General features: G+C 66.4%; 27 protein-coding genes. 13 read left to right on the top strand and 14 right to left on the bottom strand.

The features are described from left to right. Positions 1-26: 26 nt before the first annotated feature. The 3 genes from M0R89_RS00245 to M0R89_RS00235 all read right to left on the bottom strand — a co-directional run bounded on the left by M0R89_RS00245 (position 27) and on the right by M0R89_RS00235 (position 5,742). Entirely contained in the window at positions 27-1,337 is a 1,311-nt protein-coding gene (locus M0R89_RS00245) for a YeaH/YhbH family protein (protein WP_248650560.1), read from the bottom strand. After that, on the bottom strand, positions 1,328-3,601 hold the full coding sequence (locus M0R89_RS00240; protein ID WP_248652300.1) for a PrkA family serine protein kinase: 2,274 nt from the start codon (positions 3,599-3,601) through the stop codon (positions 1,328-1,330). The genes M0R89_RS00245 and M0R89_RS00240 overlap by 10 nt, the downstream gene beginning before the upstream one ends. A 77-nt stretch (positions 3,602-3,678) precedes the next feature. After that, on the bottom strand, positions 3,679-5,742 hold the full coding sequence (locus tag M0R89_RS00235) for a PrkA family serine protein kinase (protein WP_248650559.1): 2,064 nt from the start codon (positions 5,740-5,742) through the stop codon (positions 3,679-3,681). A 570-nt stretch (positions 5,743-6,312) separates the two neighbouring features. Between M0R89_RS00235 and M0R89_RS00230 the strand changes: the two genes are divergently transcribed. Next, entirely contained in the window at positions 6,313-6,750 is a 438-nt protein-coding gene (locus tag M0R89_RS00230; protein WP_248650558.1) for a DUF5820 family protein, read from the top strand. A 182-nt stretch (positions 6,751-6,932) separates the two neighbouring features. Continuing rightward, positions 6,933-7,382: a UPF0179 family protein gene (locus tag M0R89_RS00225; protein WP_248650557.1), complete on the top strand. Its 450-nt coding sequence runs from the start codon at positions 6,933-6,935 to the stop codon at positions 7,380-7,382. A gap of 71 nt (positions 7,383-7,453) precedes the next feature. Here the strand turns inward: M0R89_RS00225 and M0R89_RS00220 are convergent, their stop codons facing one another. Next, the gene (locus tag M0R89_RS00220; protein ID WP_248650556.1) at positions 7,454-8,422 is read right to left on the bottom strand and encodes a PepSY domain-containing protein; all 969 of its coding nucleotides are present in this window, start codon (positions 8,420-8,422) and stop codon (positions 7,454-7,456) included. Positions 8,423-8,888: 466 nt separating this feature from the next. Between M0R89_RS00220 and M0R89_RS00215 the strand changes: the two genes are divergently transcribed. Continuing rightward, positions 8,889-9,614, top strand: a complete 726-nt coding sequence (locus tag M0R89_RS00215) for a ribosome assembly factor SBDS (RefSeq protein WP_248650555.1) — start codon at positions 8,889-8,891, stop codon at positions 9,612-9,614. A gap of 110 nt (positions 9,615-9,724) precedes the next feature. Here M0R89_RS00215 and M0R89_RS00210 read toward each other — a convergent pair whose 3' ends face one another. Next, entirely contained in the window at positions 9,725-10,045 is a 321-nt protein-coding gene (locus M0R89_RS00210) for an FUN14 domain-containing protein (protein WP_248650554.1), read from the bottom strand. 234 nt (positions 10,046-10,279) lie between these two features. Here M0R89_RS00210 and M0R89_RS00205 point away from each other — a divergent pair, with 234 nt between their 5' ends. The 3 genes from M0R89_RS00205 to M0R89_RS00195 all read left to right on the top strand — a co-directional run bounded on the left by M0R89_RS00205 (position 10,280) and on the right by M0R89_RS00195 (position 12,883). After that, positions 10,280-10,636, top strand: coding sequence for a DUF2209 family protein (locus M0R89_RS00205; protein ID WP_248650553.1), 357 nt, complete (start codon positions 10,280-10,282; stop codon positions 10,634-10,636). Then, positions 10,633-11,928, top strand: a complete 1,296-nt coding sequence (hflX, locus tag M0R89_RS00200) for a GTPase HflX (protein WP_248650552.1) — start codon at positions 10,633-10,635, stop codon at positions 11,926-11,928. Before M0R89_RS00205 ends, hflX begins: the two co-directional genes overlap by 4 nt. A gap of 196 nt (positions 11,929-12,124) precedes the next feature. Then, on the top strand, positions 12,125-12,883 hold the full coding sequence (locus M0R89_RS00195) for a DUF7344 domain-containing protein (protein ID WP_248650551.1): 759 nt from the start codon (positions 12,125-12,127) through the stop codon (positions 12,881-12,883). Between the two features lie 51 nt (positions 12,884-12,934). Here M0R89_RS00195 and moaC read toward each other — a convergent pair whose 3' ends face one another. Beyond that, complete coding sequence (gene moaC, locus M0R89_RS00190) at positions 12,935-13,474, bottom strand: cyclic pyranopterin monophosphate synthase MoaC (protein ID WP_438267670.1); 540 nt, start codon at positions 13,472-13,474, stop codon at positions 12,935-12,937. After that, positions 13,461-14,903, bottom strand: coding sequence for an NAD(P)H-hydrate epimerase (locus M0R89_RS00185; protein WP_248650549.1), 1,443 nt, complete (start codon positions 14,901-14,903; stop codon positions 13,461-13,463). Before M0R89_RS00185 ends, moaC begins: the two co-directional genes overlap by 14 nt. Before the next feature lie 245 nt (positions 14,904-15,148). On the opposite strand from M0R89_RS00185, the gene M0R89_RS00180 reads away from it, so the two are divergent. Further along, on the top strand, positions 15,149-16,666 hold the full coding sequence (locus tag M0R89_RS00180) for a hypothetical protein (RefSeq protein ID WP_248650548.1): 1,518 nt from the start codon (positions 15,149-15,151) through the stop codon (positions 16,664-16,666). Positions 16,667-16,700: 34 nt separating this feature from the next. Here M0R89_RS00180 and M0R89_RS00175 read toward each other — a convergent pair whose 3' ends face one another. Both M0R89_RS00175 and M0R89_RS00170 read right to left on the bottom strand, forming a co-directional pair. Next, a complete protein-coding gene (locus M0R89_RS00175) occupies positions 16,701-17,135 on the bottom strand; it encodes a hypothetical protein (protein ID WP_248650547.1) in 435 nt (144 codons plus the stop codon). Between the two features lie 84 nt (positions 17,136-17,219). Then, positions 17,220-17,516: an acylphosphatase gene (locus M0R89_RS00170; RefSeq protein WP_248650546.1), complete on the bottom strand. Its 297-nt coding sequence runs from the start codon at positions 17,514-17,516 to the stop codon at positions 17,220-17,222. A 153-nt stretch (positions 17,517-17,669) separates the two neighbouring features. On the opposite strand from M0R89_RS00170, the gene M0R89_RS00165 reads away from it, so the two are divergent. Both M0R89_RS00165 and M0R89_RS00160 read left to right on the top strand, forming a co-directional pair. After that, complete coding sequence (locus M0R89_RS00165) at positions 17,670-18,395, top strand: SRPBCC family protein (protein ID WP_248650545.1); 726 nt, start codon at positions 17,670-17,672, stop codon at positions 18,393-18,395. Beyond that, positions 18,392-19,561, top strand: a complete 1,170-nt coding sequence (locus M0R89_RS00160) for a zinc-dependent alcohol dehydrogenase (protein ID WP_248650544.1) — start codon at positions 18,392-18,394, stop codon at positions 19,559-19,561. The genes M0R89_RS00165 and M0R89_RS00160 overlap by 4 nt, the downstream gene beginning before the upstream one ends. Before the next feature lie 25 nt (positions 19,562-19,586). Here the strand turns inward: M0R89_RS00160 and M0R89_RS00155 are convergent, their stop codons facing one another. Further along, entirely contained in the window at positions 19,587-20,492 is a 906-nt protein-coding gene (locus M0R89_RS00155; RefSeq protein WP_248652299.1) for a DNA-3-methyladenine glycosylase family protein, read from the bottom strand. Between the two features lie 85 nt (positions 20,493-20,577). Between M0R89_RS00155 and M0R89_RS00150 the strand changes: the two genes are divergently transcribed. Then, positions 20,578-21,033, top strand: coding sequence for a DUF555 domain-containing protein (locus M0R89_RS00150; protein WP_248650543.1), 456 nt, complete (start codon positions 20,578-20,580; stop codon positions 21,031-21,033). Positions 21,034-21,233: 200 nt separating this feature from the next. Here the strand turns inward: M0R89_RS00150 and M0R89_RS00145 are convergent, their stop codons facing one another. Beyond that, the gene (locus M0R89_RS00145) at positions 21,234-21,473 is read right to left on the bottom strand and encodes a UPF0058 family protein (protein ID WP_248650542.1); all 240 of its coding nucleotides are present in this window, start codon (positions 21,471-21,473) and stop codon (positions 21,234-21,236) included. A gap of 248 nt (positions 21,474-21,721) precedes the next feature. Here M0R89_RS00145 and M0R89_RS00140 point away from each other — a divergent pair, with 248 nt between their 5' ends. Next, the gene (locus M0R89_RS00140; protein ID WP_248650541.1) at positions 21,722-22,129 is read left to right on the top strand and encodes a translation initiation factor IF-2 subunit beta; all 408 of its coding nucleotides are present in this window, start codon (positions 21,722-21,724) and stop codon (positions 22,127-22,129) included. Here M0R89_RS00140 and M0R89_RS00135 read toward each other — a convergent pair whose 3' ends face one another. Further along, positions 22,130-22,309 carry a DUF7836 family putative zinc-binding protein gene (locus M0R89_RS00135; protein WP_248650540.1) on the bottom strand — a complete coding sequence of 60 codons (180 nt, stop codon included), beginning with the start codon at positions 22,307-22,309 and terminating at the stop codon, positions 22,130-22,132. A 161-nt stretch (positions 22,310-22,470) separates the two neighbouring features. Between M0R89_RS00135 and M0R89_RS00130 the strand changes: the two genes are divergently transcribed. Together M0R89_RS00130 and M0R89_RS00125 are read left to right on the top strand one after the other, a co-directional pair. Beyond that, the gene (locus M0R89_RS00130; RefSeq protein WP_248650539.1) at positions 22,471-23,676 is read left to right on the top strand and encodes a putative manganese transporter; all 1,206 of its coding nucleotides are present in this window, start codon (positions 22,471-22,473) and stop codon (positions 23,674-23,676) included. A 54-nt stretch (positions 23,677-23,730) separates the two neighbouring features. Then, complete coding sequence (locus M0R89_RS00125; protein WP_248650538.1) at positions 23,731-24,480, top strand: hypothetical protein; 750 nt, start codon at positions 23,731-23,733, stop codon at positions 24,478-24,480. Between the two features lie 82 nt (positions 24,481-24,562). On the opposite strand, the gene M0R89_RS00120 is transcribed toward M0R89_RS00125, so the two are convergent. Together M0R89_RS00120 and M0R89_RS00115 are read right to left on the bottom strand one after the other, a co-directional pair. Further along, positions 24,563-25,081: a hypothetical protein gene (locus tag M0R89_RS00120; RefSeq protein ID WP_248650537.1), complete on the bottom strand. Its 519-nt coding sequence runs from the start codon at positions 25,079-25,081 to the stop codon at positions 24,563-24,565. Between the two features lie 126 nt (positions 25,082-25,207). After that, positions 25,208-25,492, bottom strand: coding sequence for a DUF357 domain-containing protein (locus M0R89_RS00115; RefSeq protein ID WP_248650536.1), 285 nt, complete (start codon positions 25,490-25,492; stop codon positions 25,208-25,210). Positions 25,493-25,508 lie beyond the last annotated feature (16 nt).

Below are 25,508 nucleotides of genomic sequence, written 5' to 3'. Positions count from 1 at the left end.
GGTGACCGTCGTCGCGGTGGCTCGGTTCACGATTCGGCCTCCGTGCTGAGTATCTCGTAGATGGCGTCGGTCACGTCCTCGGGGCTGTTGACGTAACTGACCGCCACCTCGTTCGACTCGCCGAAGTGGTCGTCCACCTCCTCGGCGTGGGTCGCGTTGATGGCCTTCCCGTCGGGTTGGGTCTCGACGTAGGCGTGGAGGTTGGCCGGAATCTCGTCCATCAGCGGGATGACGTTCTCGCTGGTGTCGTTCCGGGAGTTCTCGCTGTCGCCGGCCGCGAACACGTAGCGGTTCCACTCGCTCCACGGGTAGCGCTCGTCCAGAATCTCGGCGGTGAGTTCGTACGCCGACGAAATCTTGGTTCCGCCGCCCGACCGGATGCCGAAGAACTCGTCGCGCTCTACCTCCCACGCCTCGGCGTCGTGGGCGATGTAGACGAACTCCGCGTTGTCGTACTTGCCGGTCAGATACCAGTCGAGCGGCGTGAAGGTGCGCTCGACCAACTCGCGCTTCTTCTCGCGCATCGACCCCGACACGTCCCGGATGTTGACGACGACCACGTTCTTCTCGCGCTCCTCGATGATTTCGGGGTAGCGGTAGCGCTCGTCCTCCTTCCGGAAGGGGACGTGGCGGACGCCCTCCTCCTTTATCTTCTGGGCCGTACTCCGGTGGGGGACGTTCTCTTGAACCTCCTCGATGGAGTCCCACTTGGTCTTCTCGTCGGCCGGAATCTGACGGTAGGCCTCTTCGAGCCAGTGTTTCGAGACGTTGATGGCGTTCTCGCGCGCCCAGTCGAACGTCCGGTCGGGTCCCCACCCGTCGATTCGCAGCACCTCTTCGAGGAAGTTCGGGTCGAAGTCCATCGCCAGCTTTCGCTTCAGGCCCTCCTTGAACATGCGCTCGAAGTCGAGCGTCGAGTCCGGGCCGGTCCGGGTCATGTCGGTGAAGTCGCCCTCCTTCTCCTCGATGACCTCCTTGCCTTTCGGTTCGAGGTCCAGACCCAACTCGTCGTCCAACTCCTCGGCGAACTCCTCGGGGTCCATCTCGTAGTAGTCGTGGTCGCCCGACTCGTCGCCGGGGTCGCCCTCCTCGTCGCCGTCGCCGGGTTGCGGCTGTGGCTCGCCGACGGGGTCGCCCACGTCGGGGTCGCCCTGCCCGATGCCGCCCTTGTCCATCCGGTCGTAGGCGAACTCCGGCAGGTCCACGATTTTGATGGGGATGTTTATCTCGTCGGGCAGGCTCTGGCCGAGGTCGCCGTACTGGATGAAGTCCGCGAGGTCCTCTCGCTTGGCCTCGCCGACCTCTCGATACCGCTCTAAGTCCTCTCTCAGTCCCATTTGTAGCTCACCTGACTCATGACGTGTTGGCTGGTCAACTCGGCCGACGCCTCGGTGTAGCCGAACATCTCGACCATGTTGTCGATGGTCTCGGCCTTCACCGCGGCCGTCTCGGTGTTGCCCGGCGGGTCGGCCCACTGGTTGGGGTCGAAGTCCTCGTACACCCGGCGCACGTCGTCCCAGTCGTAGTTGGCCAGCACCGTCTTGATGATGGGAATCTCCTTGGGGTCGATGTCGGTGGCCTCGAACCCCTCGTCGCGGTTCTCCCACGCGTGGCGGTTCAGCGCCGTGATGACCTTGTTGCGCCGGAACTCCTCGACCGCCGGGGAGGGCGCGTGGTCGCCGCCGTAGCTCTCGGGCGAGAACCGGCCCAGATGCTCGGTCTCGAACACCTTCATCTTCAGCGGGTCGGGGGCGACGCGCTCGCCGCGGTCGTTCTCGACCCGTTCGTCGGTCGCCCACGCGTAGACGTGTTCGATGTACTCCTCGACCGTCTCCTCGTCGACGCGCTTGTCGGCCATTATGGCGTCCAGCACGTCCTCCTCCTGCTTCTGGAAGATGTGATTTTTCACGGGGACGAGCCTGTTCTCGTACTCGGTCCGCTCGGCCGTCGAGAACACGGGAGCGCCCGTCAGCCCCTCGGCCATCGCGTTCAGGATGTCGCGGGGCATGATGACCGACTCGACGGGGTACTCGGCGTGAGCCCGCTCGCTCTCGTCGTTGAGCAGGTCGGCGATGACGTCGCGGGTGTAGGTCACGGGAATCCCCTGTTCGCCGTCGCTCGGGGCGTCGCCGAACTCGAAGTCGTCCTTGTCGAGGCGGTCGTCGCCGTCGAGCAGGTAGCCCCGGTCGAACAGTTTCGCCTTGTCCACGAGGTCCAGTCCCGCGGGCACGTCCTCGCCGTCGAGTCGGGTCACGACGCTGTAGAGCGCGGCGGCCTCGACGGCGTGGGGCGCGAGTTCGCGCTCGCCGACGCCCGCGCCGTGGTCGTCGTCGCGGACCTGCACCGCGAGCGGTTCCCGGATGAGCGATTCGAGTTCGTCGTAGCTCTCGGCCTTCCACACGTCGGTCTCGTTGGTCAACTCCCGACGGATGAGTTCGGCCTCCAGACTAAGGTTGGTGAGGTACTTGAACCGCCGCCGGTCGAGTCGGCGCTTCAGCGCCTTCAGGGGGTCGGCGCCCCCGGCGTCGGCGTGCTGGTTGAGTTGGGCCTCCAAGTCGGGGTTCGAGATGATGAGCAACTGGGTGTCGATGTCCATCTGGATGCCCTTGTCCAACTTGACCGTCTTCTCGTCGGGCACGTTGAGCAGTTTCTGGAGCAGGTCGGCGTGCTGGGCCGCGTCCTCCACGATGGTCAGCAGGCCGTTGCCCTGCGAGAGGACGCCGTCGTAGCTGAACGCCTGCGGGTTCTTCCGGCCTCGGGAGTCCAACTCCTGCAACATGCCCCGCATCCACGACCCGACGAGTCGCTCCTTGGGCGGGCCGGAGTCCTCCGAGTGGAGGACGCCGATGCCCTTGCCGATGTCCACGACGTAGTTCTTCACCCGGAGGTGGTTCGGGTCGGTGATGGCCGAGAACAGGTCGTCCTCGCCCGTCCGGCGGTACTGCTCTTCGAGGTAGTCGTAGGCCTCGCGGCTGAAGGGGTCGAGCGCGCCGTCGACCTTGAGGTCGATGTGGTCGTCGATTCCCGCGTTGATTCGAGCGAGAATCTCCTCGCGGACCTCCTCGGGGAACACCGACAGCGGGTTGGCCTGCACCGGACTCGGGAACCAGTTCTCCTCGTCGGCGGCCGCGCGCTCGTCGCCGTAACTCAGGCTCCGGGCCTCGGTGGCGCTCGCGATGTTCCACTCGACGGTGTACCGGCGTCCCGCCTCGGTCTTCGAGAACTCCCGGAGGCCGTTGACGAGACACCGCTTGAGTTCGGACTTGCCGGTCGCGGTCGGGCCGTCGAACCAGATTATCTTCTCGGCCTTGCCCCGTTCGGCCGCGATGGACCGCAGGTCGTCCACGAAGGCGTTCAGGACCTCCGTGTTGCCGAGGATGGCGTGTTCGCCGTCGTTGTGCGGGTCGTCGAAGAAGACGTATCGCTCCTTCTCCTCGCCCTCCTCGATGACGGTCCGGGTGCCCATCGACTCGATGGCTTCGAGCAGGTACTTGCTGGCGTGGGCCGCGACGGTCGGATTCTCGAACGCCTCGTCCACGAAGTCCGCGAGGCTCTTCGGTTCCTCGTAGGTCTCCCGGAGTTCGCGGTCGGCCGCCTCGATGAACTCGCCGCCGTCGGGCGATTCCTCGCGGCCGGCGTCGTCGCGGCCGGTCCGTTCGTCGTGGCCGGTCGCCACGGTTAGTCCTCCATCTCCGCGCGGGCGACCTCTGCGCCGGCGAACTCCAGCACCTCCTTGGCACCGTCGCGGGAGTAGCCTTGGTCGACGAGCGCGTCGATCCACGCGTTCTGCTCGTCGTCGTCCATCTCGTTGCTCGACACCAGCGCGGAGAAGTTGATGTTGTGCTTCTTGTCCTCCCAGAGCTTGCGCTCCAGCGCGCGGCGCAGGCGGTCGTTGTCCTGCGGGTCAAACGGCGACCCCTCGCGGGCGCGACGGGAGACCCAGTTGCTGACCTCCTGCCGGAAGTCGTCCTTCCGGTCGCGCGGGATGTCGAGTTTCTCCTCGACCGCCCGGAGGAAGCTCTCGTCGGGTTCCTGCTCGCGGCCGGTGAGTTCGTCCTCGACGGTGTCGTCGTCGATGTACGCCATGACGTGGTCCATGTACTTCTCGCCCTGCCGCTGAATCTCCTCGATGTCGTAGGCCAGCGCGTGGCGCACGTCCTCGATGGCGCGGTCCTTGTACTCCTCGCGGACCATCTCGAGGTAGCGGTAGTAGGTCTCGAAGTTCTCCTCCGGGATGGAGCCGTGATTTTCGAGGTTCTCCTCGAAGTGGTTGAACACCGACAGCGGGGAGAGGAACCCCTTGTCGCGGTGGGTGGAGTTCATGATGGCCTCCGCGATTTCGTCGCCGATGAACCGCGCGGAGACGCCCTCCATCCCCTCGCCGATGTCGGCCGACTCCTCGCCCTCCTCGCGGAGTTTCTTCACGTCCACGTCCTCGCCGTCCTTGATTTCGCCGTTGTAGGCCTTGACCTTCTGCATCAGGTCGACCATCTCGCTGTCGGGTTCCTCGATGCGGGTCAGGACGCCGAACAGCCCCGCCATTTCGAGCGTGTGAGGCTCGATGTGAACGTCGGGCACGTCGGCGTTGAACAGCATCTTCCGGTAAATCTGGGCCTCCTCGTCGTACTCGAGGACGTACGGGAAGTCGATGCGCTTGGTCCGGTCGTTGAACGCCTCCATCTTCTCGTCGCCCTTCTTGTCCCGGTACTCGGGCATGTTCGTCCGGCCGACGATGACCTGGTCGATGTCGATTCGGGGGTTGTTCTTGGGCTTGATGGTCTGCTCTTGGGTCGCGTGGAGGAAGTCGTAGAGGAACTCCCGCTGGAGTTTGAGCAGTTCCTCGCCCGAGAAGATGCCCCGATTGGCGTTACAGAACGCCCCGGAGTAGTCGAAGGCTCTGGGGTCGGACTCGCCGTAGATGGCGATTTTGCTGTAGTTGACGTCGCCGGTCAACTCGGTCTCGTCCTGGTTCTTCTTGTCTTTGGGCTCGAAGGTCTCGACGGCTTGGCGCTTGTTCTCGTCGGCCGTGAGGCGGACGACCTCGACGTGGTTATCCAGCACCTGCTTGATGTCGTCGTCGTAGTACGCCAGCAGTTCGTCCATGTAGAACGCCGACGCCGGGTCGAGCGACTGCTCGTTCTGGATGGTGTAGGGCGCGTCCAGATTCTCGTTGAGGTCGTCGATGACTCGCTGGCGCTGGTCGAGCGGAAGTAGGACGAGAGGGTCCTGATTCATCGGCGACCGGACCGTGTCGTCGGCGGGGTCCTGGTCGTGGATGACGTCACAGAGGTTGGTCCACCGGTAGGTGTACATCCGCCCCTCGTCGGTGAGCGTGTAGTCCTCGAAGTAGGTCCGGACCTGCCGGTCGAAGTCGGACTTGCCGGACCCGACCGGACCCAACAGGAGTTTGATGCGTTTCTCCGGCCCGAGACCCCGAGCGCCGGACTTGACCTTGTTCACGAACTCGTGGATGGCGCGGTGAATCTCGTGGCCGTAGAAGGTGTTCTCGCCGTCGTGGAGCGGGTCTTCGGAGGCGAGCAGGTACTCGACCACGCCGGCGTCCTCGTCGTACTCGGTGCCGTAGTAGTCGAACATGTCTGCGACCCGCTGGTGGGCGTTGCGGGCGATTTTGGGGTCCTCGTACACCTCGTCGAGATACCAGTCGAACGACTTGGTCTCGCGGAGGTCTTCGGGCATCGATTCCTGGTACCGCTGGCTGAGTTCTTCCAGTGATTCTGTCATCGTATCACGTGTTTCGTTGGGAGAGGCCGAGCGCGTGCGAACGGCCGACCGGTGGTTCGGGCTGTTCGCGGTCGAAATATGTGGTAGGTGTACACGCACAAAGAGGTGTCGGCCAGTATGTCTATTGACAACTTATCGCAAGCCCGGCGCTGTCGGTGCCAGATGCCCCTTCCAACCCCTTCGGTCCCGCTCCCGCGCGGGACGCTCACGTGCTGGCCGTTCATGTGCGTGCCATCCCCACACCACATTCACTGCGACGCTACGTCGGAGGGCGACAGGTTCGGGCGGACGTGAATGGGTTCTGGTAGGTGTTACCGTGTACCGCGTGGGTCGTTACCACCGATACTATTTAATGGATGGGATGAGGCAATATATAACTGTTGGCTCGATTCAATGTCGCGCGAGGATGGATTAACGTCGTCGAGCGCGACGAGTGACGCGGGCGAGTGGCGTCGCACCGTACGCGACGGTCGTCATCAGATTGTACCTTTAAGTGCGACGACGCGTGCGGGCCGCTGTCGCCGGTCGGCGACCGGCAAGGCCTTACCCGGCAGGGCCGAACCGACGCGCATGAGCGACGGCGACGACCCGACCCGCGCCGACTCGGCCGGACGCGACGAACCGGCGGACGCCGACCTGCCCGACGGGTGGACCGTCTGGAACGAGGAACCCGGCGGGCGGGTCATCTTCGCGTACCGCCCGGACGTGTTCGACGCCGACCAGTTCCCCGCGGCGTGCATGCCCACGCTGTACGTCGCGGCGGGCGCGCCCAACCGCCCGGCCTCGGAGGCCGAATACGGCCGGACGAACGTCTGGCGCGTCGAGTTCTTCCTCGAACCAGAGGTGGAACTGGTTCCCGCGCGCACGCTCGACACGCGCGAGGAGGCAATCGAGGAGGCCCGCGGACTCGCCGACGAGTTCGCCGCGGGCGAACTCGACCACCGCGGCGCGTATCAGGTCCCTCGCGAGAAGTACTTGGACGAACTCGACGACCTGACCGGGGAATAGCCGACGCGCGGGACCTCTCGCGGCGGTCGTACTCGCACTTCGGACCGCAAGACGCCCTTTTCGAAGCGACGCTTCCGGACCCGCGAGAGCAGACGGAAAGTCTTCGCGGGGAGTGCGAGTTGTAATTCTAACGAGAAATAGAGGACGAGAGCCTTAACCGGGAGGCCCGCATACCCGTCCCCATGTCGTCCATCACCCTCATCGGAACCCGCCTCGCCGAACCCGGCCAAGAGTTCGTCTATCAGGGGGAAGCCTCCGCCTGCGAGGGGTGTCCGTACCGCGACCAGTGTCTGAACCTCTCGGAGGGCGTCCGCTACCGCGTCAGCGACGTGCGCGAGGGCGCCCAGACCCTCGACTGCGGCGTCCACGACACCGGCGTCACGGCGGTCGAGGTCGAACCGGTCGGAATGAAGGCCAACGTGCCGGCCGCGAACGCCTACGCCGGGAGCAAGGCCAGTCTCGCCGGACCGTGCCCGCACACGGAGTGTCCGAGCCACGAGTACTGCGAACCGGTCGGCGCGGAGTTCGACGAGGACTACCAGATTACCGACGTCGTCGGTGACCCGCCCCACGATTACTGCATGCTCGACCGGGACCTGACGCTGGTCGAGTTCGCGGCGAAAGACGAGTAGCGAACGCGAGGCGACGCGCGAAAAAATCGGAGTCGTCGAGACGCGGTTCCGCCGGCAGCGGGTGACGGCGGTCAGAACCAGCCGTCTTCGTCCTCTTCGCCGACGAAGCCTTCAGATTCTCCCTCCTCACCGCCTTCACCGTCGAAGAGGCCTTCGTCTTCGTTCCCCTCGTTCCCGACGAAGGGACCGTAGGCGTCGGCGGTGTCGAACTCGTCGTCGGAGGCGAACACGTTGTCCGCGTAGCCCGTGAGCGTGGGCGAGACGTACTCGCTGGCGTCGCCGAACTCGTGACTGAGTTCGTCGTCACCGACGAGGGTGTCGTCGCCCTCCTGGGCGGCGTTCGTTCCGTCGGCGTCGGTCAGCGCCGCCTCGGTGGTCGTGTTCTCCGACTCGGCCATCGTGGTTCCCATCTGAGCGCCCCGCTTCGGGGCGACGTCGCTCACCTGGACGACCGAACCGTTGGACAGGTCCACGACGACCGACTGGGTCCCGTTCGGCGAGACGAACGTGACCTGCTGTCCCATGAAGTTCTGTTCCGCTTCGATGGAAACCTCTATCGGCACGAACTGCTCGCCGACCTCCTGTTGGGCCGTCTCGATGGTCGAAGCCCCGCTGATGTCGCTCACGCTGACGCCCTGCTGTTCCAGTACGGTCTGGTTCACCTGTGCGAGGTTCTCGCGGGTTTCGAGAATTCCGGCCTCGGTGGCGTTGACGACGACGCCGGTGACTTTACCCGACTCGTTGGCGACGAGGACCTCGTATCCCGGCGTGCCGTCGACCTGCTTGAGTCGAACCCCCAGAACCGTGCCGCCGGTCTCGTTCTGCGCGAGTCTGGCGGCCTCGTACGCCGTCACGCTGAGGTCGGAGAGATTGAGTCCCCCGGTCTGGTTCGCCTGTTCGGTTTCCTGTAGATACTGTCCCCCTTCGACCGCGGTCCGGTCGGTCGAACCGGCGGCGACTGCCGAGCCAGCCGCTCCTGCGACCATACTGGCTACGAGCAGCGCCCCCAGTCCGACCGGTAGAAGTGTACGACCGTTCATTGTATTTCCCTCGCTCGCACCGCAGTTCCGTAGCATGACGGCGACGCTAATAACCGCTTTCGCCACTCCGTGACCTGTACAAAACTCCATCAGTAGAGACTCGTCTACTCTCTCGGTCACGTTCGGGCCGCGGAGTATCGGGGGACGTGACGCCATTGGTATCTATTTAGATACGTTCACTTCACTTCTGTCGGGGGTTCCGCTCGCTCGATAGTCGACCTACTCACCACCGTAGCCGAACGGTACGGTCGCTTGACACCGGTTTTGGCGAGTCATTTCTACGATGTGATAGTAGACTTGTACGCAGTCAGAGAGATACGAACTGTCCCGCAGGGTCGGCCGGCCGTGTGCGCGCCGGATGCGCCGTACCGACGACGCACCGTCCGCCGCGAGCGAATCGGTGTCCGGCGACCGAACCGCCGCGGCGACGCAAGCTTATTTTAGACGGGGGACACTACCGTACCGTATGATACCACTCGAAGAGGCGGTCACTGCCCGCCTCGAATCCCACGGCGAGCGGTTCGAGGTACTGGTGGACCCCGACGCGGCGCTCGCCATCAAGCGCGGCGAGTTCGACGGCGAACTGGAGGACGTCATCGCGGCCGAGGACGTGTTCGAGAACGCGAGTCGCGGCGACCGACCCGCCGAGTCGGCGCTCGAGGAGGTGTTCGGCACGACGGACCCGCTCGAAATCATCCCCCAGGTCATCAAGGACGGGGAGATTCAGATCACCGCCGAACAGCGCCGCGAGATGCAGGAACAGAAGCACAAGAATCTGGTCAACCGCATCACGCGCAACGCGGTCAACCCCCAGATGGACAACGCGCCTCACCCGCCCGAACGCATCGAGAGCGCGCTCGAAGAGACCGACTTCCGGGTGGACCCGATGGAACCCGTCGAGACGCAGGTCGACGAGGCGCTCGACGCGCTCCGGCCGGTCATCCCCATCCGGTTCGACGAGGTGACGGTGGCGGTGCAGGTGCCCGCCGACTACGCCGGGAGCGCGCAGGCCAAGATTCGCCAGTTCGGCGACCTCGAACGCGAGGAGTGGCAGAACGACGGCGGATGGGTCGGCGTCCTCACGTTCCCCGCCGGGATGCAAAACGAGTTCTACGACCTCGTGAACGAACACACCAGCGGCGAGGCCGAGACCCGAATCATCAAAGACGAGGACGAACTCAGCACGCGCTGAGGCGCGTTCGGATTCGCGATAACGTCGGTCGTCGAAAATGGAACGGTTCTTCCGAGCGTCACTGCGGAGACTCGACCGCCGTGAGGCGGTCAAGCGGTCCGAGACGGAAACTATCCCTTCCGGAAGCCGAGCAGGAAGCCGCCGCTGAATCCGGCCCCGACCGAGAGCGTCGAGAGGATGGTCGTGACCCACGACGGTGGCGTGCCGCTCTGGGCGGTTTCGCTCGCCTTGAGGACGCCCGCGGTGAGCTTGTTCCAGTCGACCGTCAGGATGCCGCGCGATTCGAGGAACTTGAACAGCGCCAGTTCGAGACCGACGATGACGGCGACGAGTTTCGCTACCTTCTTCGCAGCGAACCCGATGACGCCGCCCACGACGGCCCCGGACCCGAATTCGAGTCCGAGTTGCTGGGGATCTATTTCGAGGGGCATACGACCAACCCCACAACGACGGAATAAGGCTCTTGTGGTAAGCGCGGCCGGAGCTTGAACCGACGGCGGAGACCGGTTCATTACACGTCGATAACCATCGGCTAGCTGACTCGAACGACCCGACGTATGATTGAAATGGGTCGGGACCGTATCGACATCGCATGGGCACCGTGGCCCGGACAACCGGAGTGAAGGCCCGGCGAGGCTAACACCAGCGAAGCCACCGTCGTCGGCGTGGACATCAGCGGCCGCCACGAGGAGTCCGGCGAGTACCTGATGGTGGCGGCGGCGGTCTACGCTGCCGTAGGTACGACCCGTCTCAGAGCGGTCGAGGGGATGGGGTTCGCCACGAGCGAGAACCCGCCGACGTTCGAGAACGCCGCCCGGGTCGTCGCCGACGCTGTCGCGGAACTCCCCGAACCGCCGGAAGGTCCCGTGGTCGCGGAACGCGGCGAGTTCTACGAGGAACCCGAAGTGAAGGTCGAGCAGTTCCTCGGCCCGAGGTTCAAGTACGTCGAGAGTATAGCCGAACGCAAGACCGTACAAGCCGCACACCACGCCGCGTACTCCGCCCGAAAACTGTTCCTATGAAAGCCATCATCGTCAAGCGAGTCGATTCCGGCACGCCAGACACCGAAGAGATACGCGACCTCGCCCGCGCCGCGGGCTACGAGGTCGCCGCCGAGTTCACCCAGTCGCGCAAGGAGGACCCGGCGTTACAGGTCGGGGAGGGGAAGGCCGCCGAAATCGGGACCGCGGTCGCCGAGACCGGGGCCGACGTGGTCGTCTTCGACAACGAACTCGGCCCGTACCAGACGTACAACCTCGGTCAGAAGTTCCCCGAGGAGACCAAGGTCATCGACCGGTTCAGACTCATCCTCGAAATCTTCGGCCAGCGCGCCCAGACCCGGAAGGCCCAGCTGCAGGTCGAACTGGCCGAACTCCGGTACGAACTCCCGCGGGCGGAGGCCAAGACCAGTCTCGCCAAGCGCGACGAGCGACCGGGGTTCATGGGACTGGGTGAGTACGACGAGAGCCGCGAACAGGACATCAAAGACCAGATTTCGAACATCAAGGACGAACTCGACTCCATCGCCCGGACCGAGGCCGACCGCCGGGACCGCCGCCGGGAGTCGGGATTCGACCTCGTAGCGATGGCCGGGTACACCAACGCCGGGAAATCGACCCTGATGCAGAGCCTCGCGGCCGACCTCGAACTCGGCGAGAACGAGGAACTCCATCCGGACTTGGACACCACGGCGGAGGCCCAAGACCGCCTGTTCACCACGCTCGGGACGACGACCCGGAAGATGGACATGGAGCGCCGGAACGTGCTGCTGACCGACACCGTCGGGTTCATCAGCGACCTGCCCCACTGGTTGGTCGAGTCGTTCAAGTCCACCCTCGACGCGGTGTACTACGCCGACCTCGTCTTGCTCGTCGTGGACGTGAGCGAACCCGTCGAGGAGATACGCGAGAAACTCGTCACCTGCCACGACACCCTCTACGAGCGCAACGAAGCACCCATCGTGACGGTGCTGAACAAAATCGACGCCGTGAGCGACGACGAACTCGCCGAGAAGGTCGAAGCCCTCTCGGCGCTCGCTCCGAACCCCATCGCGGTCTCGGGCAAGGAGCAGACGAACCTGACGGGCCTGCGCGAGCGCATCGACGACGAACTCCCCGACTGGGAGCGCGAGCGCCTCGTCCTGCCGATGACCGAGGACACCATGAGCGTCGTCTCGTGGGTCCACGACCACGCGCGGGTCAACGACGTGTCCTACGCCGACGACGAAGTGGTCGTCGACTTCGAGGCCCGGCCCGCCATCGTCGAGCAGTCGCGGGCGAAGGCCGGGGAGTTGGCCAGCGCGCTCTCGGCCTGACGACGCTCCCGTTCGCCGTCGCGCAACGCTCGTTACGCCGACTGCCGGACGGCGGTAACGCCGATGTCGCGCCGCGTATTTTCGATAGTCTCGCCGCGGGACCCCGACGACGGCGAATAACAAAGTGGTCCCGACCGTCAGACACGCACGGCAGACGCGGCCGCGGTCGGCGCGTCGAACGCTCCGTCCCCCGACGATGGTAAGCGACCGAAACCGCAGGCGCTCGAAGACCGGCGCGTCCCGCTCTCGGGAGCGACTCGTCGCCGCGACCGTTGGCAGTCGCCGACGCAGATATGCACTCTACTACCTGCACGAGCAGTCCGGTCCCGTCCCGGTCGAGGAGGTGGCGAGACAGGTGGCCGCGTGGGAGCGGACCACCACGCCCGAGGAGGTGGCCCCGGAGCGGACCGCGTCGGTCGCGGCGTCGCTTCGGCGGCGTCACGTTCCGGCGCTGGTCGAGTGCGACCTCGTCGCCTACGACGACCGCCGGCGCGACCGGGTGGTGGGGCGCGTGACCGACCCGACCGTCGAACTGTTGCTGGCGAACGACCCCCGAACGCGGGTGGCGTGGTACAAGGTGTACCTCGCCGTCACCGCGATTTCTGCCGGTCTCCTCGCGCTGGTCCGGTTCGGCGTGCCGCCGTTCGCCGAGGTGGGTTCGGTCGCCGTGGCCGCGCTCGTCGTCGCCCTGTTCGCGGTGGCGAGTCTCGGCCACTGGTACGACGTGTACCGCTGGCGGCGAGCGAACGAGGACATGCCGCCGGACTTCCGGGTCACGCTCGGCGAGGAAGTGACGTATCGGGACCCCCAAGCGGAGAGCGACGAGTCGGAAGACGAGGAGGGCGACGGGTCGGAAGACGAGGATGGCGACGGGTCGGAGGACGGGGAGAGCGCCGGCGGGAACCGGACCGACGACGCGGTGGACGGGGAGACGACCGACGACCGAGACGGCTGACCGGCGGTCCGTCGGAGTACCGTCACCTCCCGTCTGCGTCGGAGGCGACCGTCAGAGTTCGCGCTTCGTCTTCTCGACCACCCGCACGTCCTCGATGCCGGTGGCGGGGTACGGGCCGTCGGCGTCCTCCGGGGACGACTCCGCGCGCTTCTCGACGGCCTTCACCATGTCCCAGACCACGTTCAGGCCGGTCGTGACCCCCTCCAGCGCCTCCATCTCGCACCCGGTCTTGCCCGTGGTCTCGACCGCGACTTCCAGCGTCACGCGGTCGTCGCCGAGTTCGAAGTCGGTCTCGACGTTCGTAATCGGAATCTGGTGGCACATCGGGATGGTCTCCCACGTGTGCTTGACCGCCTGCACCGCGCCGACACGGGCGGTTGCCAGCACGTCGCCCTTTTTCACGTCGTTGTCGCGGATGGCGCCGATAGTCTCTGGCCGGAGGCGAATCTCGCCCGCGGCGACCGCCCGGCGGGCGGTGTCGGGTTTGTCGCCCACGTCCACCATCTGGACCTCGCCCGACTCGTCGGTGTGGGTCAGTTCGGGGTCGTCGCGCGCTTCCCCGTCGTCCTCGGTCGAATCACGCATCGTCATCACCCCAGATGGCGCGGGGGAGCGCGTCTAGCAGGTCCGAAGCCAGCAGGCCGTCGTGGCGCTCCTCGTCGAGGAGTTCCGCCGCCCGACCGTTGGCGTAGGTCGCCATGCAGGCCGACTCGAAAGCGTCGTGGGCCGCGAACAGACCCGCCGTCGCGCCAGCGAGCGTGTCGCCCGTGCCGCCGACGGTCATGCCCGAGGTTCCGGCCTTCGAGACGCGAGTGCGCTCGCCGTCCGAAATCACGTCATCTTCCGCCTTCGCCACCACGACGTGGCCCAACTCGGCGGCGAAGGCCTCGATTTCGTCGGCGCGGTCGGCGAGCGCGTCGGCGCTCTCGACCTCCGGCCCGCCCATCTTCGCGAGTTCCTTGCGATTGGGCGTGCAGACCAGCGTGGCGTCGGTCTCGACCTCCGGCACGACCGGGAGCGCGTCGGCGTCCACGACCGCCCGGCCCGAGAACTCCGCGAGGAACCGCTCGGCGGCCTCCAAGGTCTCGTCGGCGTTTCCGAGACCCGGCCCGAGGACCACCACGTCGTCGTAGCTCTCGGCGGTGTCCACGAGGTCCGGTACCTGCTCGGGGTCGAGTCGCTCGCCCTCGTAGGACTGGACGATGAGGTCCTCGGCGTAGCCCTGAATCTGGGGCGCGACCGGGCCGGGCGCGGCGACGAACGAGAGGTTCGCGCCCGCTCGGAGCGCGGCCTGCGCGGCGAGCGCCGGGGCACCGGTGTACGGGCCGCCGCCGACGACGTAGACGCGGGCGTCGTCGGCCCCCGACCCCTGTCGGACCGGGAGCATGTCGCCCGGCCCGACGAACCGCTCGGCCGCGGCGGGGACGCCGATGTCAGCGACCGCGACTTCGGCGTCGAGCGAGTCGAGACCGGGCTTGCGGTCGTGGAACGTGACCACGCGGTCGGCCTCGACCGCGGTGCCGTCGGCGTCCCCCGTGTTCGCGTCGACGCCGGAGGGCACGTCCACCGCGACGACGGTGGCGTCGCTCTCGTTGATTCGCTCGGCCGCGGTGGCCTCGGGTTCCCGGAGCGCGCCCGTCACGCCGGTGCCGAGCATCGCGTCCACCACCACGTCGCACTCGGGCAACTCGAACGCCCGCGAGTCGGTGACGGTCTCGGTCGCGTAGTCGCCCCGCCGGAGCGCCGCCCAGTTCTCGCGGGCGATGTCGGTCGCGATGGTCTCTTCGCGGCCCAGCAGATGGACCGACGTGTCGTAGTCGTCCAAGAACCGGACCGCGACGAAGCCGTCGCCGCCGTTGTTCCCGCGGCCCGTGACGACCGCTACCCGCGCGCCGGGGTCGGCGACCGCCCGGACCTCGCGGGCGACCGCGTTGCCGCTCGACTCCATCAACTGTTTGCGGGGCACGCCGAGGGCGGCCGCGTTGGCGTCCACCTGTGCCATCCGCTCGGACGAAATCATGTCCGGGCGTTGGTCGGGGACCGCGTTAAGTCCTGTTGTCGGCGGTACGCGACGGGGTGCGAGAGGTGCCGCTACCCCGTTATCAATCAGAAGACACGAACGCGGCGAGAGAAATACGTACGATTCTATTGAAATTGAAAAGGTATCTTAAAGAAACACAGATGTTTCCATACCGGGCGTTTCGACCCCGGCTAGCCAGCACGGATAAGAGTCTCGCGGCCCGAAATACTGCCGGGGAGATTACTATGTCGAACGACCAGTACCGACAGGGAGGCCGAGAGTACCGTCAGAACGAGGAACGCGGTCGCGGCGACCAGCGACGACCCGACCAGCGAGGGCGCGGCGACGACCGAAGCCCCGAGGAGGTCGAGCACGACGTGAAAGAGCGGATGCAGGGCAGCGAAGTTATCGTGCCAGTCGAGGGCGGTCAGGGTCGGGGCGGGTCGGACCAGTCGGGGTCCGACCGGCAGGTCAGCATGCGCTTCGGGGGCGACTCGCGCCAGCAGGGCAACCACACCCCGCGCGAGCAGTACTCCACGCAGGCCCGCGGCGAGACCGGAAGTCGGGAGTCGCCCGGACCGGAGGCGTCGCGCCAGCAGGCGCTCGGTCAGCAGCCGTCGCGCCAGCAATCGTCGGGACAGCAGTCCTCGCCGCGTCGATACGGCGGACGCCGCCAGCAGTCCGGAAGCCCGCAGTCTCAACCGCGACAGCAACAGTCTCCGCAGGGGGAGAGCCATCAGCAGACGCAGGGTCAGCCACCGGCGCAGGGCCAGCAACCGGAACAGAGTCAGCCACCGGTACAGGGCCAGTCGCAGACGGACGACCGAGGTCAGACCGGCGGTCAGCAACAGACCGGCGGCCAGCAAACGCAGGGAAGCCGTCACAGCCTCTCGTTCGGGGGCGAGTCGCGCCACCAGCAGAGTCACGCCGACCATCCCCACGGCGGCGAGCAGTTCTCGCCGTCGGAGCGACGGGGCGGGCAGTCCTCGCCGGGCCGGTACCAGGGCGGCCGGCGGCAGGACGACCAGCGGGGACGCCAGCAGGGACAGCAGTCGAGACGCGACGCGCCCGCCGAGATGCCCCAGCGGCGACCGTCGCCCCAGCAGTCCCACCAGCAGGAGTCGTATCAGGAGCAGTCGCGGCAGTCACCGCAGCACCAGTCCGGGCAGTCGCCGCAGCAGCAACCCCAACAGCAGTCCCGACAGGCACCGAAGGAGCAGTCCCGACAGCCATCCCAACAGCAGTCCCGACAGCAATCGCCCGAGCAGTCCACTCAGCGAACGGCGTCGAAGCAGCCACACCAGCAACCGAGCGGCGGGCCGTCCTACTCTCAGCGACTCAGAGTGACCCGCCAGCGGACCGAGCGCCGGTCGGGACCGATTCCGACCGGACCGGCCGGGACGCCCCAACGGCGCGACGAGCGAGAGCGCGGGGAAAGCCAGCGCGGGGAAAGCCAGCGAGGTGGCCGCCGATACGGTAGTCGCCAGTCGCAGGGCCAGCAGTCACGGGGTCCTCAGCAGAATCAGCCGCAGAGCTATCAGCAGAATCAGCGGCAGGGCCAGCAGCAGAATCAGCGGCAGGGCCAGCAGCAGAACCCGCCGCAGGGGCAGCAGCAGAACCAGTCGCAGGGTCGCCACGAGCAGCACCGAGGCGAGACCTACAGTCGGCAGGTCGAGAACCGAGAGGCCGACCCGCACTCGCAGTCCGGCGACGGCCGGTATCGCGGCGGCGACCGGCAGGACCGCCGCGACGACCGGTACTGAACTCCGCTCGAACTCGCGGTCGTTCCGAATTTCCTTATTCTTCCGGCTCCCAGAGAACCGCCTCGTCGTCGTCCCTGCGCCCGGACTCGACCTCGAACCCGCCGTCGAGTTCCCACTCCTCGCAGCGCCACTCGTCGGTCGCGGCCTCCCAGACGAGCGCCGCGACTTCGCCCTCGTCGGGCCGGGGGTAGTAAGCGGTCACGCGCTCTTCGAGGACCGTGACGACCGCCGCGTCGAGCAGGTCGTCCGCGCAGGGAGTGTCGGCGTTCGCCACCGGAATCCGGCCGACGATGGCGTCGCCGTCCACCGTCGAGTCGCGGGTGTTCGACTGGGGGTTCACGACGGGGACGGCGACGCGGACGACGAGTTGCTCGCCGGGGTCGGTCCCGTCCCCGGCGGTACCCTGCGGGAGCGGTTCGGTGTCGGTACCTCGCACTTCGACGCCGATTTCGGGCGTGTTCTCGCGCATGGCTGGTCGGAAGCAGTACGCGACTGACGGGGAAAACCGTGCTGGCCTCGCCGGGTCCGGACGGTCGCGTCGGCGGCGTCTCGGCTACCGTCGGACGCGGAAGCCGTCCTCGCCCTCGGGGTCGTCGTACTCGACCTCCACGCCGTCCACGTCGGCGGCGGGACTGCCGGTGTGACACCACTCGACCATCTCTTCGACGGCGTCCTGCGGACCCTCGAAGACGGCCTCGACGCGACCGTCGTCGAGATTCCGGACCCACCCGTCGACGCCCCTCTCTCGGGCGGCGTCGCGGGTGTTCGCCCGGTAGTAGACGCCCTGTACGTTTCCGGAGACGAAGACGTGCGCTCGGGTTCGGTCTCCCTCGTCGGAGCGGTCTGTCATGGCTCTGGACGGTGATTCGTCGCTCTCGCTTAAGGCGGTTTGGACGGCGCGGTCGGCGCGACCGGTACCAGAGTCGGTCGTCGCGGACGGCCCGGCACTCGGGCACAAGATACAATGTCCGCTCTCGCAAGTTCCCTGTGGGGGAACTAACACGTGACACGGAACGCTACTGGGGGACGCACCGCGAGCCGGGGCCGTCGCACGGCGGCCGCGGCGGTCGGCGGCACGCTGCTGGCCGTCGGACTCCGGAAACGGTCGCTCGGCGGGGCCGCGCTGGCGCTCGCCGGCGGTTGGCTGTTGTACCGCGGGGTCGACGGACGCGGCCGCCGCTCTCAGAACGGCGGGGCGGCGGTCGAACCGGACGAGACCGAACCCGGGGTCGCGTCGGGCGCGACCGAGGTCGAGAAGTCCGTCACGGTCGGCGAGTCGGCCGACGAACTCTACCGCTTCTGGCGCGACTCGGACCTGCTCGACCGCATCGTGGGCGGGTTCGCCGAGGTAACGCTGGGGGGCGAGGACCGCCACCGCTGGTCGGTGCCCGCACCGTTCGGCCGGACCGTCGAGTGGGAGACCGAGATGGTCGAGGACCGTCCCGGCGAGTTCCTGCGCTGGAAGTCGGTCGAGGGCGCGCCGATACCAAACGAGGGGTCGGTGCGGTTCCGACCGGCCCCGGCCGACCGCGGGACCGAGGTGACGCTCACGCTGCGGTTCGACCCGCCCGGCGGCCGAGTCGGGCGCTCCGCGATGAACCTGCTCGGCGTCGTGCCCGAGGCGCTGGCGAACAAGATGCTCTATCGGTTCAAGAGCCTCGCCGAGACGGGCGAGATTCCCACGCTCGAACGCAACCCGTCGGCCCGCGGGAGCGGTGATTGGGTATGAGGGCGCTCTGCTGGGAGGGCGTCAACGACCTCCGCGTCGAGAGCGTCCCCGACCCCGAACTCGTCAACCCGCGCGACGTGGTTCTGGAGGTCGGTCTCACTACGACCTGCGGGTCGGACCTCCACTTCATCGACGGCTACCTCCCGACGATGCGCGAGGGCGACGTCATCGGCCACGAGTTCATGGGGACGGTCGCCGAGGTCGGGCGTAAAGTCGAATCGGTCGAGGAGGGCGACCGGGTGGTCGTCCCGTCGTTCGTCGGATGCGGCAACTGCGGCTACTGCATGGACGACCTCTGGTCGCTGTGTGACAACACGAACCCGAACCCGGAGCTACAGGAACCGATTCTCGGCTACCCGACCGCGGGAATCTACGGCTACACCCACGCCTTCGGCGGATACGCCGGGTCCCACGCCGAGTACGTCCGGGTGCCCCACGCCGACAGCAACTGCTTCGCCGTGCCCGACGAACTCAGCGACGAACAGGCGCTGTTCGCCTCCGACGCGTGGCCCACCGGTTACATGGGCGCGGACTTCTGCGACATCGAGGAGGGCGACACGGTCGCGGTCTGGGGTTGCGGCGGCGTCGGCCTCATGGCCCAGCAGAGCGCCGCCCTGATGGGTGCCGAGCGAGTCGTCGGCATCGACCGCTTCCCCGAGCGCCTCCGCATGGCCCGCAACGAGGCCGGGTCCGAGACCATCGACTACACCGAAGTCGACAGCGTCGTGGACGAACTCAAGTCGATGACCGGCGGCAGAGGCCCCGACGCCTGCATCGACGCGGTGGGGATGGAGGCCCACGGCACCGGCATCGCCCACGCCTACGACGAGGTCAAACAGCAGATGCGCCTCCACACCGACCGGGGCGAGGCGCTCCGGCAGGCGATGGTGGCCTGCCGGAAGGGCGGGACGCTCTCGATTCTGGGCGTCTACGGCGTGATGGACAAGTTCCCGCTTGGCATCGCCATGAACAAGGGCCTCACCATCCGCACGGCCCAACAGCACGGCCAGCGGTACGTTCCGGAACTGCTCGACCACGTCGCCGAGGGTCGCATGGACCCCTCCTATCTGGCGACCCACGAGTTCTCGCTCGAAGAGTCGCCCCGCGGTTACGAGATGTTCAAGGAGAAGGAGGACGGCTGTGTCAGGGCCGTTTTCCGGCCCTGAGTCGGGTTTCCGGACTCCCGACTTCTCACGCCCGATTCCGGAGGTAGTGGAAGACGTAGGTCTGGGCGTAACCGGCGTACTCGCCGCCGAACTCCGCTCGGATGGCGTCCGACGTTTCGGCGTACGACCCCCGCTCGCAGTGGGGGTAGTACTCGCCGATGGCGGTCCGAATCCACGTGTCGAGCGGGACCGCCTCCAGATAGCCCAGCGAGAACATCAGCACGCAGTCGGCGACCTTGTCGCCGACGCCGACGAACGCCTGCATCGCCTCGCGGGCGTCCTCGTAGTCGAGGCCCCGCACGTCGTCGGCCGTCGCCTCGCCCGAGGCGACCAACTCCGCCGAACGCTGGACGTAGGGCGCGCGGTAGCCCAGACCCAACGCCCGGAGTTCGTCCTCGCCGGCCCGCGCGAGGCGCTCGGGGGTCGGGAACCCGTGGTAGGTCTCGCCGTCGAAGACGACCGTCTCGCCGAACTCCCGGGCGAGGGCGGCCTGCATCTCGTGGATGCGCTCGACCCGCATCTGGGCCGAGCAGATGAACGAGACGAGACAGGGGAAGAAGGGGTCGTTCACGACGCGAAGCCCCCGGTAGGCGTCGGTCGCCGCCGAGAGCAGTTCGTCGTCGGGAATCGCGTCGAAGATGGCCGGGAGGTCGTCGTCGAGTCGGAGTCGTTCGACCAGCAGTCGGTCGGCGTCGGTCGTCGCCTCCCATTCGAGCAGACCGTCGCGCTGACGTACTCGGACTACCTCGGGGTCGCCGCCGGTGTGGCCTCCGACGGCGGTCGCGTACCACGCCGACCCGCCGCTCGGACCGTCGGCCTCGTACATCCGGCCGTCCTCGCGGTGCCACCGGAAACTCTGGCCGCTCTCCAGCGTCGCCTGTACGTCTACGCCCCCCGAGAGGTCCCCGACCGGTATCGAACCCGACTCCATCGCGGGACCGAAGGGGACCGACACGTTGAAACCTTTCGCTTTAGGGCCAAACTTGATACTGTTGGCGCTACTATCTCTTGGTGCCATGAACTGCAGAGTTGTCGTGGAAGCCGCAGTCCCGGTCTACGACGTGGAGACGCCGGACGAAGCGGTTCGGATCGCCATCTCGAAGACCGGCGAGTTGCTCAATCCCGACCTCAACTACGTCGAAATCAACATGGGGGAGCGTTCCTGTCCCCACTGCGGGGAGGAACTCGAACCGGCGTTCATCGCGGCCGACGAAAGCCTCGTCGCACTGGAGTTGGAGATGACGGTGTTCAACGTCGAGCGCGAGGAACACGCCTCGCGCATCGCTCGCAAGGAGATCGGCCAGCGCCTCGAAAACATCCCCCTGACCGTCCTCGAAGTCGAAGTCATCGAGGAAGACGACGACGAGGACGAATCCGAAGCCGAGGATTCGTCCGACGACACCGAGGTCGAGACGAGCGACCGCGACGAGGACGACGAGGTTCTCCCCGAGTTCGAGGACCTCATCGAGTAGCGCTCGGGACTGTCAGTCTCCCGCCGGCGGCGGCGTGACGGACGCGTCCACCGTCCTATCGCCCGGCACAACGACATCTCTGTCTCTTCGCAGTCGAGTAGTAGAACCCACTCGGTCGAAGTCGGTATCAGCGTATCGCTTACAGGAGAGCGCTGTCGCTATCGCGTGGTCGATTTCGTGAGGGAGCGTCGCGCCGGAGTTCAGTCGGCCTTGGCGGCGACCGTCTCGTCCGCCTCGGCTTCGGTCATCTCTGATGTGATTGCGTTCGCCATCGCGAAAACTGCTGCTTTGTGGTCTGTTTTCGATTTATGAATGGAAGTCGGTCGTACGCCGAGAGACTCGTACTCGTCGAAGTCGATTTGTGCGCTGTTCTCTGCCTCGAAGTAGTTTCCGACCTCCGCGAGCAGGCCGTGAAGGTGGATGAGTTCCTGCTTCTTCATGAGCAAACGAGGCTAACAGTTGCAGGGTTATAGTATTATCTTGAGTCCCGTTAACACGGGCTACGCATTACTCCTCCCGATTCCGCCGTAATCGAAGGTGATACCCAGTAACACGGTATTGTGCAATTGTTGCATACCGTTCTGTTCGTTGCATTCGGAAATGCAAGCTTGGTCGCGCGTAACGCGCGTTCCGAGTCGGAGTCCTCGGTCTGAAACATTTTTATCGGATTACGACCCTTGGACCACCTATGGAGGGTTACGACGACCACCTCGAACGGGCGATGGACGAGACGCCCGAGATAGAGGGTAGCGGCGACCGTTTCGACGTGCCCGACGCCGACGTGCGCCAAGAGGGCAACGTCACCGTCTACGAGAACTTTCAGGACACGCTCGACAGACTCGGCAGGGACGAGGACCGCGTCCTGAAGTTCCTCCAGAACGAACTCGGAACCAGCGCACACATCGACGAGAGCGGCCGAGCGCGCCTGACCGGCGAGTTCAGCCAACGCCGCATCGAGGACGCAGTCGACGATTACGTGGAGGAGTTCGTCCTCTGTCCGGAGTGTGGCCTGCCGGACACGCAACTCGAACGAGAACAGGGTGCGCTGTTGTTGCGGTGCGAAGCGTGCGGCGCCCGCTCCGCGACCAGCAGCTAACTACTGGAACTGTTTTAGCGTCTCCAAGTCGCGCTCGGTCCGCGTGAACTCCGCGGTCCGGCGCGAAGCGTGGCAGTTCGGACAGTGGAACGTCTCGTCGTGGGTGGGGAGGTCGTCGGGCGACTCTTCCCAGTCCTTGCCACACTCCGGGCAGAGCAACCGCACGTACGTTTCGTTCATACAAGGTACCATGCGCGTGGCTGATAGAAAAAACTTGTCGCGGGATTCCAGTTCGTGAGAAGGACAGGCGCCGAAAGCTATACGTTCCTCTAATCTAAACTCTAGTTTAGACATGTCTAATATAGTGTCTCGCGGCCGACTCGTCGCGGAGGCGGAGTGAGATGGTCGAACTCGCGGACATCTTCGTCGCGTCGGTCCGCGACGGTTACGTGCAGGTCAGCGCGTTCGTCGCGGTGACGGTCCTGCTCTTCAGCCTCGTCCAGTACCGGACCGGCGGAGCGCTGGTCGAGAAACTGAGCGACAGCGAGCGCCTCCAACCGCTGGTCGGCGCGGCGATGGGACTGACCCCCGGGTGTGGCGGGGCCATCGTCATGATGCCCCTCTACGTCCGGGGAACGGTGAGTTTCGGCACCGTCGTCGCCACGCTCGTCGCCACGGCGGGCGACTCGGCGTTCGTGATACTGGCGCTCGCGCCGAAGGCGGGCCTCTACGCCTACGGAATCGCGTTCGGCACGGCTATCGTTTCCGGGTACGCCATCGACCGGTTCGGCGTCGGCGTCGGCCGGGTGGACGCCGCGGTTCGGCGCCTCGACCGGACCGCGACCGACGGCGGCGTACTGACGCGGGGCGCTCCCACGACGGGTCCCCACGACTTCGAGGCCGACAGTTGCGGGAGCCACGAACGCGGACCCGCCCGCGAGTCCGACTTTCTCACGCCGCTCTCTCACGCGGTCCACGTACTCTGGTGGGTCGCCGCGGCGGCCGCGCTCGCGCTCGGCGTCACGTACCTCCTCGCCGGCGCGCCCGAGGTCCCTCTCGAACTCGGCGTCTCGTTCGCGGGTTTGTTCACCGTGGTCGGGGTCACCGGCACGACGCTGTCGTTCTACCTCTACTTCGTCGGTCGGCGGTACCTCGGCGACGGGGAAGTCGGTCGCGCTCGCGAGTCGTTCTCGGACACCTACGACACGCTGGTTCACGCCGCGATGGAGACGAGTTTCGTCACGGTCTGGGTGCTGGCCGCGTACCTACTCTACGAGTACGGCGTCGTGGCGCTCGGCGTCGACGTGGGCGCGCTCGCGGCGGCCGCGGGACTGCTCGCACCCATCGCGGGCGCGCTCGTGGGACTGATTCCGGGGTGTGGCCCCCAGATAGTCCTCGCGGGCGTCTACGCCGAGGGCGCGATTCCCTTCTCGGCGCTGACGGCCAACGCCATCAGTCAGGACGGCGACGCGCTGTTTCCCCTGCTCGCGATAGACCGGACCGCCGCGGTCGTCGCCTCCATCTACACCACGATTCCGGCCCTGCTCGTGGGCGTCGGCCTCCACCTCCTGTTCGGACCGCTGTTCGGTCTCGGCGTGCTTGGATAGTCAGCCAGCACGGCTAAGGACGTTCTCGGGCAACTCCCTCTGGGGGTTACGAGAATGGCAAATCCGCACAAAGAACAGCGACGGCGCGAAGCGGCGAACGAGCACGGTCTCCACGAGAGCGGCGAGACCAGTCATCGAGACTGGACCGACCTCGAAGGCGACCGAGACGAGGGTGACGAGGGGACTCACCACCACCATCACCACCACCATCACCACGGCGACCAGTCCGACCGGTCACAGCGAGATTACGAGCGACTCGCGGAAGACGCTCACTCCCGGACGCAGGGCAGTCACGACGAGAGCGACCGTGGTGGCTCTCGCGGCGGCACCGCAAGTCAGCAGGGTCACGACTTCGGCGACGACCGTGGGCACACCAATCGGTACGGGAGTCGCGGTGCGGACGACTCCGGCACGTCTCGGAGTCCGAGAACCGGCGGACAGTCGGGCGGCCACCACGAAACGGAACAGGGCGAAAGTAGCCACCGCGGAGAGGGCCGCCAGCGAGGCGACGACCGACACGGCCAGCACCGCGAACCGCAGGGCCGCGACACCGGGTCCCCGCGAACCGGCAGTCAGCGCGGGAGCCACCGCGAGCAGGGGATTTCCGGACGCATGACCGGCCAACGAGGCAGTTCTGACCGGCACGGTAACCCGTCGGACTCGGAGTTCCGCGACCAGATTCGCGGCGAGCGAGAACACCGCCACGGCGGCGAAGGCGGGACCAGCGAGAACGACCGACGTTACGGCAGTCGTCGCGGACAGGGAAGCCAGCGCGAGACGGAGCGTCGCCACTCGTCGCACTGACGCGGATTCTGGAAGACGCTATTTCTTCGAAGTTACGGATTCGTCGGCGAAACGTCGACTCCGAACCCCGCCCAGCGACCTGTCAGTACGGACCACCACTTTCGGTGGTCGTCGTAGTCGTACCGGCGGTCGTTCCTCCGGCCTCCGTTCGCACCTGTCCGCGCATGCTCTCGGGGTGATACTCGCAGTCGTACCGCGCCAGTTGCTCGGTGGCTTCGAGGACCACCGAACCAGTCTCTCCGACCTCGCTGGCCGACTCCGTCGCCGCGACTACCTCGTCGTTTCCGTCGAAGATGCGTAGTTCGTGTTCCTCCCCGTCGAGGTTGACCCAGACGACTTCGTACACTGTTCCCGGTTCCATCGCCAACATCGGGTTTTCCCGACCCTGAATGGACGACGGTGCGACGCCGTACCAGTACTCGACTTGCCCGCCGAGGACGATGGTTTCGTCGGGGTCCTGCGCGACGGTCGTCGTCTCCTGTGTTCTCTCGTTCGTCGTCTGGGTCTCCTGTCGGTTCTCGCTCGCGCCAACTCGTCCCGCAATCGACCCCGCGACGCCGATTACCGAGGCCCGTAGGAGCGTTCGTCTGTTCAGTTCCATGCTAGCAAGCACCACAGAATGGGACAAGTCGGTTTCCCAAAGTTTTCGTCAGGTCTCGGCCAAATTCACCGTTTTCGGGCCGCAGAGTTACGCCTCGGGAGAGTCGTCCGCACGGTCGGTGGGGCGTCAGACGGTGAAGAGGTGGCCCTCTCGGGGCACGTCGAACAACCCCACGCGAGCGCCCGCGTCCAACCACGCGTGACCGTAGGAGAACGAAGCGAGCGCGTTCACGGGGTCGTCGTTCTCGCGGAAGTGGCGGCCGTCTTCGAGGTACGAGGTCGCCATCTCCAGACACTCGGCCGCGGCCTCGCCCATCGGCGTGTCCTCGGGCGGCGCGATTTCGGCGGCGTCGAGCGCCTCCGCGAGCAGGCCCTCGTAGCGGTCGGTCTTCTCTTCCAGGTCGGCGGGCATACGTGGTAGGACGGAG

It is taken from the genome of Halorussus limi (genome assembly GCF_023238205.1).
Lineage (GTDB): Archaea > Halobacteriota > Halobacteria > Halobacteriales > Haladaptataceae > Halorussus > Halorussus limi.
The sequence above is the reverse complement of the archived record's forward strand: the minus strand, read 5'-3'. Positions and strand labels throughout refer to the sequence as shown.

What these genes read in the sequence shown, in the direction of transcription:
- M0R89_RS00245 (WP_248650560.1), bottom strand. Translation starts at nt 1,337, where the DNA reads ATGGGACTGAGAGAGGACTTAGAGCGGTATCGAGAGGTCGGCGAGGCC.
- M0R89_RS00235 (WP_248650559.1), bottom strand. Translation starts at nt 5,742, where the DNA reads ATGACAGAATCACTGGAAGAACTCAGCCAGCGGTACCAGGAATCGATG.
- M0R89_RS00230 (WP_248650558.1), top strand. Translation starts at nt 6,313, where the DNA reads ATGAGCGACGGCGACGACCCGACCCGCGCCGACTCGGCCGGACGCGAC.
- M0R89_RS00225 (WP_248650557.1), top strand. Translation starts at nt 6,933, where the DNA reads ATGTCGTCCATCACCCTCATCGGAACCCGCCTCGCCGAACCCGGCCAA.
- M0R89_RS00220 (WP_248650556.1), bottom strand. Translation starts at nt 8,422, where the DNA reads ATGAACGGTCGTACACTTCTACCGGTCGGACTGGGGGCGCTGCTCGTA.
- M0R89_RS00215 (WP_248650555.1), top strand. Translation starts at nt 8,889, where the DNA reads ATGATACCACTCGAAGAGGCGGTCACTGCCCGCCTCGAATCCCACGGC.
- M0R89_RS00210 (WP_248650554.1), bottom strand. Translation starts at nt 10,045, where the DNA reads ATGCCCCTCGAAATAGATCCCCAGCAACTCGGACTCGAATTCGGGTCC.
- hflX (WP_248650552.1), top strand. Translation starts at nt 10,633, where the DNA reads ATGAAAGCCATCATCGTCAAGCGAGTCGATTCCGGCACGCCAGACACC.
- M0R89_RS00195 (WP_248650551.1), top strand. Translation starts at nt 12,125, where the DNA reads ATGGTAAGCGACCGAAACCGCAGGCGCTCGAAGACCGGCGCGTCCCGC.
- moaC (WP_438267670.1), bottom strand. Translation starts at nt 13,474, where the DNA reads ATGACGATGCGTGATTCGACCGAGGACGACGGGGAAGCGCGCGACGAC.
- M0R89_RS00185 (WP_248650549.1), bottom strand. Translation starts at nt 14,903, where the DNA reads ATGATTTCGTCCGAGCGGATGGCACAGGTGGACGCCAACGCGGCCGCC.
- M0R89_RS00180 (WP_248650548.1), top strand. Translation starts at nt 15,149, where the DNA reads ATGTCGAACGACCAGTACCGACAGGGAGGCCGAGAGTACCGTCAGAAC.
- M0R89_RS00175 (WP_248650547.1), bottom strand. Translation starts at nt 17,135, where the DNA reads ATGCGCGAGAACACGCCCGAAATCGGCGTCGAAGTGCGAGGTACCGAC.
- M0R89_RS00170 (WP_248650546.1), bottom strand. Translation starts at nt 17,516, where the DNA reads ATGACAGACCGCTCCGACGAGGGAGACCGAACCCGAGCGCACGTCTTC.
- M0R89_RS00160 (WP_248650544.1), top strand. Translation starts at nt 18,392, where the DNA reads ATGAGGGCGCTCTGCTGGGAGGGCGTCAACGACCTCCGCGTCGAGAGC.
- M0R89_RS00155 (WP_248652299.1), bottom strand. Translation starts at nt 20,492, where the DNA reads ATGGAGTCGGGTTCGATACCGGTCGGGGACCTCTCGGGGGGCGTAGAC.
- M0R89_RS00150 (WP_248650543.1), top strand. Translation starts at nt 20,578, where the DNA reads ATGAACTGCAGAGTTGTCGTGGAAGCCGCAGTCCCGGTCTACGACGTG.
- M0R89_RS00145 (WP_248650542.1), bottom strand. Translation starts at nt 21,473, where the DNA reads ATGAAGAAGCAGGAACTCATCCACCTTCACGGCCTGCTCGCGGAGGTC.
- M0R89_RS00140 (WP_248650541.1), top strand. Translation starts at nt 21,722, where the DNA reads ATGGAGGGTTACGACGACCACCTCGAACGGGCGATGGACGAGACGCCC.
- M0R89_RS00135 (WP_248650540.1), bottom strand. Translation starts at nt 22,309, where the DNA reads ATGAACGAAACGTACGTGCGGTTGCTCTGCCCGGAGTGTGGCAAGGAC.
- M0R89_RS00130 (WP_248650539.1), top strand. Translation starts at nt 22,471, where the DNA reads ATGGTCGAACTCGCGGACATCTTCGTCGCGTCGGTCCGCGACGGTTAC.
- M0R89_RS00125 (WP_248650538.1), top strand. Translation starts at nt 23,731, where the DNA reads ATGGCAAATCCGCACAAAGAACAGCGACGGCGCGAAGCGGCGAACGAG.
- M0R89_RS00120 (WP_248650537.1), bottom strand. Translation starts at nt 25,081, where the DNA reads ATGGAACTGAACAGACGAACGCTCCTACGGGCCTCGGTAATCGGCGTC.
- M0R89_RS00115 (WP_248650536.1), bottom strand. Translation starts at nt 25,492, where the DNA reads ATGCCCGCCGACCTGGAAGAGAAGACCGACCGCTACGAGGGCCTGCTC.